Here is a 10,878-nt window from a genome sequence, read left to right on the forward strand (position 1 = left end):
ACGCTTGCTGTGAGAACACGGGGCGGGCCCGGTGCCTGCCCTCATTCAAAGCCCTGGAGGAGAGACGCCTATGGCCATGTTTGAGCCCGGTCACCTGCATATAGAGCGCCATGCGCTGAGCAAGGACGACTTCAGCTACAACCTGTGCATCGACTACGAACTGGCCCAGGACCCCAAGGAGGGTCATGGCATGCTGTTCACCCTGCACGGCACCATTGAAGACAAATCCTTGAAAGAGCAGTTCTTCCTGGCCAAGGACCTGGCCTTTGACTTCGCCCGTCACGCGACCCGCATCGCCCAACAGTACGGCTTGCCCAAGAGCGCCAGTATTGCCTCCATGCACAAGTACTACGACGAGATGTTCGAAGACGTACGCAAGCAACTGAACGTCAAGCCCGGCGACCCGATAAACCCCGAACACCTGGCATGACCTCCCCCCTTCTGTAGGAGCCAGCTTGCCGGCGAAATGACCAGCGCCATGCCTGGGGATCTGGTCCGCCTTCGCCGTCAGGCCGGCTCCTACAACAGCCCCACCGATTTCGACTAAGGCCATCGCCCAAGGCATACTGGCGCCCTTCAGTGTTCCAGAAGCCTCTGCCTCCCCATGCGTATCCACGTCAGCTTCATCGACCGCGTCGGCATTACCCAGGAAGTCCTGGCCCTGCTGGGCGGACGCAATCTCAACCTGGATGCGGTGGAAATGGTGCCGCCCAACGTCTATATCGACGCCCCGACCCTGAGCCCCCAGGTACTGGAAGAGTTGCGCGATGCGCTGTTCAACGTACAGGGCGTGCAGGCGGTAACGGTGGTCGACATCCTGCCCGGCCAGCGTCGCCACTTGCAGTTGGACGCCTTGCTGGCGGCCATGACCGATCCGGTGCTGGCCCTGGACAGCGCCGGCAAGGTATTGCTGGCCAACCCGGCGCTGATTGCCCTGTATGGCCGTGAACCGGCGGGAGAAAGCGTCGCCGAACTGTTTGCCGATGCCGCGCTGCTGGAGGCCCTGCTGGAAAACGGCTTTCGCCTGCCGCTGCGGGAAATCATGGTCAACGGACAGACACTGCTGCTGGACGCCACCCCCATTACCGACGCCGGCGCGCTGCTGACCCTGTATCAACCCAACCGCATCGGTGAGCGACTCTCGGCCCTGCACCACGATCATGCCGAAGGCTTCGATGCGCTGCTCGGCGAATCCCCGGCAATTCGCACGCTCAAGGCTCGGGCCCAACGGGTCGCGGCCCTGGATGCACCGCTGTTGATCCAGGGGGAAACCGGCACCGGCAAAGAGCTGGTGGCTCGTGCCTGCCACGCCATCAGCACCCGGCACAGCGCGCCCTTCCTGGCCCTGAACTGCGCGGCGCTGCCGGAAAACCTCGCCGAGAGTGAACTGTTCGGCTACGCCCCCGGGGCCTTTACCGGGGCCCAGCGCGGCGGCAAGCCGGGGCTGATGGAGCTGGCCAACCAGGGCACGGTGTTTCTCGATGAAATCGGCGAGATGTCGCCTTACCTGCAGGCCAAGCTGCTGCGTTTTCTCAACGACGGCAGCTTTCGTCGGGTCGGTGGCGATCGCGAGATCAAGGTCAATGTGCGCATCCTCAGCGCTACCCATCGTGACCTGGAAAAGATGGTCGGCGAAGGCAGCTTCCGCGAAGACCTGTTCTATCGCCTCAACGTATTGAATGTCGAAGTGCCGCCGCTGCGCGAACGCGGCCAGGACATCCTGCTGCTGGCCCGCTACTTCATGCAGCAGGCCTGCGCGCAGATCCAGCGCCCAGTGTGTCGCCTGACCCCGGGCACCTACCCCGCCCTGCTGGGCAACCGTTGGCCGGGCAACGTACGGCAATTGCAGAACGTGATCTTCCGGGCGGCGGCCATTTGCGAAAGCAATCTGGTGGACATCGGTGATCTGGACATCGCCGGCACCTCGGTGGCACGGCAGAACGATGCCGAAGTCGAGAGCCTGGAACAGGCAGTGGAAGCCTTCGAGAAGGAATTGTTGGAAACCCTCTACGTCAACTACCCCTCGACCCGGCAACTGGCCAACCGCCTGCAAACCTCCCACACGGCCATCGCCCATCGCCTGCGCAAGTACGGCATCCCCGGCAAGGCCTGACCTGCCCCCTCATCCGTAGGAGCCGGCTCGCCGGCGAAGAGGCCCTCAAGCCCTGTGTCGCTCTTAAGGGCGCTTTCGCTGGCAAGCCAGCTCCTACCTCCCCGCCGCGTCTACCGTTCTAGAAGCGACCTGCAACTGTACTGAAAGCGCTACAGCGGAACGATTTCGCTACACATCCTTGTAATCGCTGCCGTGCAAGGCTTTGATCCTCAAAGCCTTTTTTCTACAGGGCCAGATGTAGCGATTTCGCTACAAGCAAGCCCTTCAGGCTTTTCGATAAAACGCTCAAATCATTGATCTTAAAAGAACAAATCAATATTGGCCGTGTTCTTGCTATGGACATTGCCATTCGGCTCGGCCCTGCACGAGCATTCAATCGCGTCCACCAGACGAGTCTGGCCCTTGAGGAGTTTCCATGAGCGAGTTGCGTTTTACTGAAGATCACGAATGGCTGCGTAGCGAAGCGGATGGCAGTGTCACCGTCGGCATCACGGCTTTCGCCCAGAACGCCCTGGGTGATGTGGTGTTTGTGCAACTGCCGGAGCTGCAGAGCTACGACAAGGGCGCCGAAGCCGCCACCGTGGAATCGGTGAAGGCCGCCAGCGGTGTGTACATGCCCCTGGACGGGGAAGTGGTCGCCACTAACCCGGCCCTGGAAGACAGCCCGGAACTGGTCAACGAAGATCCGCTGGGCGAAGGCTGGTTCTTCCGCTTCATTCCCGCGGATGCCGCCGCTGTCGGCCAACTGCTGGATCAGGACGCCTACGACCGCCTGATCAAAGCCAGCGCCGAAGCCTGAGGAGCCCGTCATGACCGTCAACCTGACTACCGCCAACGAATTCATCGCGCGCCACATCGGTCCGCGCCAGGGCGATGAGCAAGCCATGCTCAACAGCCTGGGCTTCGACTCCCTGGAAGCCCTGAGCGCCAGCGTGATTCCCGAAAGCATCAAGGGCACCAGCGTACTGGACCTGGGCCATGGCCAGAGCGAAGCCGAGGCCCTGGCCTCGATCAAGGCCATCGCCAACAAGAACAAGTTGTTCAAGACCTACATCGGCCAGGGCTACTACAGCTGTCACACGCCTTCGCCGATCCTGCGCAACCTGCTGGAAAACCCGGCCTGGTACACCGCCTACACCCCCTACCAGCCAGAAATCTCCCAAGGTCGCCTGGAAGCCCTGCTGAACTTCCAGACCCTGATCAGCGACCTGACCGGTCTGCCCATCGCCAATGCTTCGCTGCTGGACGAAGGCACTGCCGCCGCCGAGGCCATGACCTTCTGCAAGCGCCTGAGCAAGAACAAGGGCAGCCACGCCTTCTTCGCTTCCGTGCATTGCCACCCGCAAACCCTGGACGTACTGCGCACTCGTGCCGAGCCCCTGGGGATCAACGTGGTGGTGGGCGATGAGCGCAAACTGACCGATGTCAGCCCGTTCTTCGGTGCCCTGCTGCAATACCCGGCGAGCAACGGTGACCTGTTCGACTACCGCGAACTGGCCGAGCGCTTCCACACCGCCAACGCCCTGGTGGCCGTGGCCGCGGATCTGCTGGCCCTGACCCTGCTGACCCCGCCAGGTGAGTTCGGTGCCGACGTGGCCATCGGCAGCGCCCAGCGCTTCGGTGTACCGCTGGGCTTCGGTGGTCCGCATGCGGCTTACTTCTCGACTCGCGATGCCTTCAAGCGCGACATGCCGGGCCGTCTGGTCGGTGTCTCGGTAGACCGTTTCGGCAAGCCGGCCCTGCGCCTGGCCATGCAGACCCGCGAGCAGCATATCCGCCGTGAGAAAGCCACCAGCAACATCTGCACCGCCCAGGTACTGCTGGCCAACATCGCCAGCATGTACGCCGTGTACCACGGCCCCAAAGGCCTGATCCAGATTGCCCAGCGCATCCACCAACTGACCGCGATCCTGGCCAAAGGCCTGGGCGACCTGGGTCTGGCCGTGGAGCAGGACAACTTCTTCGACACCTTGAGCTTGCATACCGGTGCCCGCACCGCCGCGCTGCACGACAAGGCTCGCGCCCAGGGTATCAACCTGCGGGTCATCGACGCCGAGCGCCTGGGCCTGTCCCTGGACGAAACCACCACCCAGGCCGACGTTGAAGGCTTGTGGAACCTGCTGGGCGAAGGCAAGGCCGCGCCGGACTTCGCCGCACTGGCGGCTTCGGTCACCAGCAGCATTCCCGCCGCCCTGGTGCGTCAGTCGGCGATCCTCAGCCACCCGGTGTTCAACCGCTATCACTCGGAAACCGAGCTGATGCGCTACCTGCGCAAATTGGCGGACAAGGACCTGGCCCTGGATCGCACCATGATCCCGCTGGGCTCCTGCACCATGAAGCTCAACGCCGCCAGCGAAATGATCCCGATCACCTGGGCCGAGTTCGGTGCGCTGCACCCCTTCGCCCCGGCCGAGCAAAGCGCCGGCTACCAGCAACTGACCACCGAGCTGGAAGCGATGCTCTGCGCCGCGACCGGCTACGACGCCGTCTCCCTGCAGCCCAACGCCGGCTCCCAGGGCGAGTACGCCGGTCTGCTGGCCATTCGTGCCTATCACCAGAGCCGTGGCGATGACCGTCGCGACATCTGCCTGATTCCATCGTCGGCCCACGGCACCAACCCGGCCACCGCCAACATGGCCGGCATGCGCGTGGTGGTCACCGCCTGCGACGCTCGGGGCAACGTGGATATCGAGGACCTGCGAGCCAAGGCCATCGAGCACCGCGAGCACCTCGCCGCACTGATGATCACCTACCCGTCGACCCACGGCGTGTTCGAAGAAGGCATCCGCGAAATCTGCGGCATCATTCATGACAACGGCGGCCAGGTGTACATCGACGGCGCCAACATGAACGCCATGGTCGGCCTCTGCGCACCGGGCAAGTTCGGTGGCGACGTGTCCCACCTGAACCTGCACAAGACTTTCTGCATTCCCCACGGCGGTGGCGGTCCTGGTGTCGGCCCAATCGGCGTCAAATCGCACCTGGCGCCTTTCCTGCCTGGCCATGCTGCGCTGGAAAACAAGAAAGGCGCGGTCTGTGCCGCCCCCTTCGGCAGCGCCAGCATCCTGCCGATCACCTGGATGTACATCCGCATGATGGGCGGTGCCGGTCTCAAGCGCGCTTCGCAGCTGGCCATCCTCAATGCCAACTACATTTCGCGCCGCCTGGAAGAACACTATCCAGTGCTCTATACCGGCAGCAACGGCCTGGTGGCCCACGAATGCATCCTCGACCTGCGTCCTTTGAAAGACAGCAGCGGCATCAGCGTCGATGACGTGGCCAAGCGCCTGATCGATTTTGGCTTCCACGCGCCGACCATGTCGTTCCCGGTGGCCGGTACGCTGATGATCGAACCGACCGAAAGCGAATCCAAGGAAGAACTGGACCGCTTCTGCGACGCCATGATCCGCATCCGCGAAGAAATCCGCGCCGTGGAAAACGGCGTCCTGGACAAGGACGACAACCCACTGAAAAACGCTCCGCACACGGCGGCAGAACTGGTGGGCGAATGGTCCCATCCGTACAGCCGTGAGCAGGCCGTGTATCCGGTAGCGTCGCTGATCGAAGGCAAGTACTGGCCGCCGGTTGGCCGGGTCGACAACGTGTTTGGCGACCGCAACCTGGTGTGTGCCTGCCCGTCGATCGAAAGCTACCAGGACGCTTGAGCCGTCCATCACTGGAGAGCCGTGCCCCTGCAGATACCGCGTATACCTGTAGGAGCCGGCTCGCCAGCGATGAGCAACGCATCAATCGGGTAGAACCGCGTCGCCTGGATCGCGGGCAAACACGCTCCTGCAAGTGCTTGCCTGCCGATCAATACAATAAGAAACCGGAGAACCAACATGTCCCTGAGCGTGTTCGACCTGTTCAAGATTGGCATCGGCCCCTCCAGCTCCCACACCGTCGGCCCGATGCGCGCCGCCGCGCGTTTTGTCGAAGGCCTGCGTCGCGATCAGCTGCTGGCCAGCACCACCTGCGTCAAGGTCGAGCTGTACGGCTCGCTGGGCGCCACCGGTAAAGGCCACGGCAGCGACAAAGCGGTGCTGCTGGGCCTGGAAGGTGAACACCCGGACACCGTGAATACCGAAAACATCGCCGCACGCCTGCAGCAGATACGCGGCAGCGGACGTATCGATCTACTCGGCGAACACAGCATTGCGTTCAACGAGAAAGAACACCTGGCAATGATCCGCAAACCCCTGGCCTATCACCCTAACGGCATGATCTTTCGCGCCTTCGATAGCGCCGGCCTGCAGACCCGTAGCCGTGAGTACTACTCGGTCGGTGGCGGTTTCGTTGTCGACGAAGACGCCGCCGGTGCCGACCGCATCGTCGAAGACACCACCCGCTTGACCTTCCCCTTCAGGAACGCCAAGGAACTGCTGCAACACTGCAGCACCTACGGTTTGTCCATCAGCCAGGTGATGCTGACCAATGAAAGCGCCTGGCGCCCGGAAGCGGAAACCCGTGCCGGACTGCTGAAGATCTGGCAGGTGATGCAGGACTGCGTGGATGCTGGCTGTCGCAATGAAGGGATTCTGCCCGGCGGACTCAAGGTCAAGCGTCGTGCCGCGGCCCTGCACCGCCAGTTGTGCAAGCACCCGGAAGCGGCCTTGCGCGATGCCCTGTCGGTGCTGGACTGGGTCAACCTCTACGCCCTTGCGGTGAATGAAGAAAACGCCAACGGCGGGCGAGTGGTCACCGCCCCCACCAACGGTGCAGCCGGGATCATTCCCGCGGTGCTGCATTACTACATACGCTTCATACCCGGCGCCAACGAAGACGGGGTGGTGCGCTTTCTCCTGACTGCGGCCGCCATCGGCATTCTGTACAAGGAAAACGCCTCGATCTCCGGTGCCGAAGTCGGCTGCCAGGGTGAAGTCGGCGTGGCCTGCTCGATGGCGGCCGGGGCCTTGTGCGAGGTGCTCGGGGGCAGCGTGCAGCAGGTGGAGAACGCGGCGGAAATCGGCATGGAACACAATCTGGGATTGACCTGCGACCCGATTGGCGGCCTGGTGCAGGTGCCCTGCATCGAGCGCAATGCCATGGGTTCGGTGAAAGCCATCAACGCGGTGCGCATGGCCCTGCGCGGAGACGGGCAGCATTTCGTCTCCCTGGACAAGGTCATTCGCACCATGCGCCAGACCGGCGCCGACATGAAAAGCAAATACAAGGAAACCGCCCGTGGCGGTCTGGCCGTGAACATTATCGAGTGCTGATGCCCAAGCGACGCATCCGCACATTTTTCAGGAGTTGCCCATGTCCACCGAAACACTGTTGAAAACCCCATTGCACAGCCTGCACCTGGAACTCGGCGCCCGCATGGTGCCTTTCGCCGGCTACGACATGCCGGTGCAGTACCCGCTTGGGGTGATGAAAGAGCATCAGCACACCCGTGAGCACGCCGGTCTGTTCGATGTGTCCCACATGGGGCAGATCCGCTTGAGCGGTGCCAATGCCGCCAAGGCTCTGGAAACCCTGGTGCCGGTAGACATCATCGACTTGCCGGTGGGCATGCAACGCTACGCCATGTTCACCAACGAACAGGGCGGCATCCTCGACGACCTGATGGTCGCCAACCTGGGCGACGAGCAACTGTTCCTGGTGGTCAACGCCGCTTGCAAGGAGCAGGACCTGGCCCATCTGCGCCAGCACATCGGCGATCAATGCGACATTCAACCCCTGTTCGAAGAGCGCGCCCTGCTGGCACTGCAAGGCCCGGCAGCGGTCACCGTGCTGGCACGCCTGGCACCGGAAGTGGCGACGATGACCTTCATGCAGTTCAAGCCGGTGCAGGTGCTGGGAGCCGACTGTTTTGTCAGCCGTTCGGGTTACACCGGGGAGGATGGCTTCGAAATCTCGGTGCCGGCTGATCAGGCGGAAAAACTCGCCCGGGCGCTGCTGGCCGAGCCGGAAGTGGCGGCCATTGGGCTGGGCGCCCGTGACTCCCTGCGCCTGGAAGCCGGTCTGTGCCTGTATGGCCACGATATGAACAGCGACACGACGCCGATCCAGGCCAGCCTGCTGTGGGCTATCTCCAAGGTCCGCCGCACCGACGGCGCCCGCGCTGGCGGTTTCCCCGGGGCCCAGGCGATCTTTTCCCAACAACAGGAGGGGGTCAGTCGCAAACGCGTCGGCCTTCTGCCCCAGGAACGGACGCCGGTACGAGAAGGCGCGGAAATCGTCGACGCTGAAGGCAACATCATCGGCAGCGTCTGCAGCGGCGGCTTCGGCCCGACCTTGGGCGGTCCATTGGCCATGGGTTACCTCGACGTGAAGCACAGTGCACTTGATACGCCAGTTGCTGCGATAGTTCGTGGGAAAAAGGTGCCAATGCTTGTAAGCAAAATGCCATTCGTGCCACAACGCTACTACCGTGGCTAAAGGACTGTTTCTATAAGTAACGCGGTTGCGTTAAAAGTGCACTAATCTGTAACGCAACCGCCATAAAACAGTGCATATTTTCGATACTGAACTCTACTTATAACGCCTGAAAACAATTGAACAACTCTATCGAATAAGCCCTGCACGCTAGTTCCGCCAAACCTCGGTAAGCTGAGTAAAACCGGGGCTTCGCGGGGCTTGTTTTTTCTCCCATAGTTGGCGTAGAGTTTCCCCACTGTGTTTGCATGGGTCGCTTGGAATCGTGACCTGGGCAGTAGCTAACAAGTTTGCTACAACCCGTTCGACGTCTCTTACTTTCCTGCAACCCAGCCCAGTACTCTTTCATGAGAAGGAGACTGTCATTAATTTTTTAGCGTCAAAGGAAATAAGAAATGTCCCAACGTCAGAGCGGTACCGTCAAGTGGTTTAACGACGAGAAAGGTTTTGGTTTTATCACTCCAGAAAGCGGTCCGGATCTGTTCGTACACTTCCGCGCCATTCAGGGCAACGGCTTCAAGAGCCTGAAAGAAGGCCAAAAAGTGACCTTCATCGCTGTGCAAGGCCAGAAAGGCATGCAGGCTGACGAAGTACAAGCAGAAGCTTAATCGTCTGTAACGAAAAAGCCCCTGATGCTGACATCAGGGGCTTTTTTGTGCGCGCAATTCCGTAAAATGGCTTCTTTTTTCAGTCGAGAGCCTGTCATGTCGAAACATCTGCTAAGCCCCCAAGGCGAATTCCCCGCCGCCGGTCTGGGTCGTCGCCTGGCAGCGATGTTCTATGATTTTCTACTCTGCGTCGCCCTGCTGATTGTCACGGGCGGCATCTACAAACTGATCCAGATGCAAATCATCGGCGAAGCGCGGATGCGTGCCCTGACCGAATCTGGAGCCCTGGACGGCGACCCACTGTACTCCACCGTGCTGCTGTTCGTGCTGTTCGGCTTCTTCGCCAAGTTCTGGACCCATTCCGGACAGACCTTGGGCATGCAGGTCTGGGGCATTCGGGTGCAGAACGCCGATGGCAGCCGCATCAGTCTGTGGCAGGCCCTGTTGCGCTTCATGGTGTCCATCGCGTCCTGGCTGTGCGCCGGCCTGGGCTTCTTCTGGGTACTGGTGGACAAGCAGAAACGCAGTTGGCACGACATCTATTCCAATACCCAGCTGGTGCGCATCCCCAAGAAAAAGAAATAGCCCGCCACTCACAAAAACGCCCCGACAGATCGGGGCGTTTTCATGACCACGGGAGAAAACCGATCAGGCGTTACCCGCCAGTTTCATCCGCGCCGCCTGGGTAAAGTCCAGCATGCGCTTGAGCGGCCGAACGGCATTGGGGACCAGCGCCGGGTCCACATGGATCTCGTTGCTGCCCTGCTGCAGGCACTGCAAGGTACGCTCAAGGGTATTCATGGCCATCCACGGGCAATGGGCGCAACTGCGGCACGCCGCACCGTTACCGGCAGTAGGCGCCTCGATGAACACCTTGTCCGGGCACAGCTGCTGCATCTTATAGAAGATGCCGCGGTCGGTAGCGACGATGAATGTCTTGTTCGGCAGACGCTGCGCGGCAGCGATCAACTGACTGGTGGAGCCAACGGCGTCAGCCAGATCGATCACCGAGCTGGGGGACTCCGGGTGCACCAGGATAGCCGCCTCTGGGTACAGCGCCTTCATGTCTTCCAGTTGCTTGGACTTGAACTCTTCATGAACGATGCATGCACCGTCCCAGAGCAGCATGTCGGCACCGGTCTGGCGCTGGATATAAGTGCCCAGGTGCTTGTCCGGGCCCCAGATGATCTTCTCGCCGTTATCCATCAGGCTTTCGACGATCTCCAGGGCGCAACTGGAGGTGACCACCCAATCGGCGCGGGCTTTGACCGCTGCCGAGGTGTTGGCATACACCACCACGGTACGCTCAGGGTGCTGATCGCAAAAAGCCGAGAACTCATCCACCGGGCAACCCAGATCGAGAGAGCAAGTGGCTTCCAGCGTCGGCATCAGCACGCGTTTTTCAGGATTGAGAATCTTCGCCGTCTCGCCCATGAAGCGGACACCGGCAACCACTACGGTCTTGGCCGGGTGGGCATTGCCGAAGCGCGCCATTTCCAGGGAGTCGGAAACACAGCCACCGGTTTCTTCGGCCAGGGCCTGAATCACCGGATCACAATAGAAATGTGCAACCAGCACCGCATCCTGAGCCTTGAGCTCGGCAGCGATGGCGGTGCGCAGATGGGCCTCTTGCTCAGCGCTCAAGGGTTTGGGCTGCTTGGCGTCGAGGTGGGCTTGAACCAGAAGGCGTTCAGAAATTTGCGTCATGTTCGCAAGACCTGCAGGCGCTTGGGCGCGAAAGTCGAGTATACCACCGGCTCCGGACCGCTTAGGGCC

At 61.4% G+C, this 10,878-nt stretch carries 9 protein-coding genes; 8 read left to right on the top strand and 1 reads right to left on the bottom strand.

Annotation, left to right across the window (positions count from 1 at the left end; all coding sequences use genetic code 11):
* Positions 1 to 70 precede the first annotated feature (70 nt).
* From ACSSVC_RS28160 to ACSSVC_RS28195, 8 genes are all read left to right on the top strand, one after another.
* Positions 71 to 430: a DUF5064 family protein gene (locus ACSSVC_RS28160; RefSeq protein WP_102860580.1), complete on the top strand. Its 360-nt coding sequence runs from the start codon at positions 71 to 73 to the stop codon at positions 428 to 430.
* A 174-nt stretch (positions 431 to 604) separates the two neighbouring features.
* Positions 605 to 2,113 carry a transcriptional regulator GcsR gene (gene gcsR, locus ACSSVC_RS28165; protein WP_404937530.1) on the top strand — a complete coding sequence of 503 codons (1,509 nt, stop codon included), beginning with the start codon at positions 605 to 607 and terminating at the stop codon, positions 2,111 to 2,113.
* A 415-nt stretch (positions 2,114 to 2,528) separates the two neighbouring features.
* Positions 2,529 to 2,912, top strand: a complete 384-nt coding sequence (gene gcvH / locus ACSSVC_RS28170; protein WP_102860578.1) for a glycine cleavage system protein GcvH — start codon at positions 2,529 to 2,531, stop codon at positions 2,910 to 2,912.
* 10 nt (positions 2,913 to 2,922) lie between these two features.
* On the top strand, positions 2,923 to 5,778 hold the full coding sequence (gcvP, locus tag ACSSVC_RS28175; RefSeq protein WP_492611741.1) for an aminomethyl-transferring glycine dehydrogenase: 2,856 nt from the start codon (positions 2,923 to 2,925) through the stop codon (positions 5,776 to 5,778).
* A 177-nt stretch (positions 5,779 to 5,955) separates the two neighbouring features.
* The gene (locus ACSSVC_RS28180; protein ID WP_492611742.1) at positions 5,956 to 7,332 is read left to right on the top strand and encodes an L-serine ammonia-lyase; all 1,377 of its coding nucleotides are present in this window, start codon (positions 5,956 to 5,958) and stop codon (positions 7,330 to 7,332) included.
* Positions 7,333 to 7,372: 40 nt separating this feature from the next.
* Positions 7,373 to 8,497 (top strand): glycine cleavage system aminomethyltransferase GcvT, encoded by a 1,125-nt coding sequence (gcvT, locus tag ACSSVC_RS28185; protein ID WP_346632424.1) that lies wholly within the window; start codon positions 7,373 to 7,375, stop codon positions 8,495 to 8,497.
* A 392-nt stretch (positions 8,498 to 8,889) separates the two neighbouring features.
* On the top strand, positions 8,890 to 9,102 hold the full coding sequence (locus tag ACSSVC_RS28190) for a cold-shock protein (RefSeq protein WP_007977299.1): 213 nt from the start codon (positions 8,890 to 8,892) through the stop codon (positions 9,100 to 9,102).
* 96 nt (positions 9,103 to 9,198) lie between these two features.
* On the top strand, positions 9,199 to 9,687 hold the full coding sequence (locus ACSSVC_RS28195) for an RDD family protein (RefSeq protein ID WP_346632425.1): 489 nt from the start codon (positions 9,199 to 9,201) through the stop codon (positions 9,685 to 9,687).
* Positions 9,688 to 9,750: 63 nt separating this feature from the next.
* On the opposite strand, the gene nadA is transcribed toward ACSSVC_RS28195, so the two are convergent.
* Positions 9,751 to 10,809: a quinolinate synthase NadA gene (gene nadA / locus ACSSVC_RS28200; protein ID WP_346632426.1), complete on the bottom strand. Its 1,059-nt coding sequence runs from the start codon at positions 10,807 to 10,809 to the stop codon at positions 9,751 to 9,753.
* Positions 10,810 to 10,878: the final 69 nt, after the last annotated feature.

The sequence above is a fragment of the Pseudomonas sp. E1BtOHC1 genome (assembly GCF_058744285.1).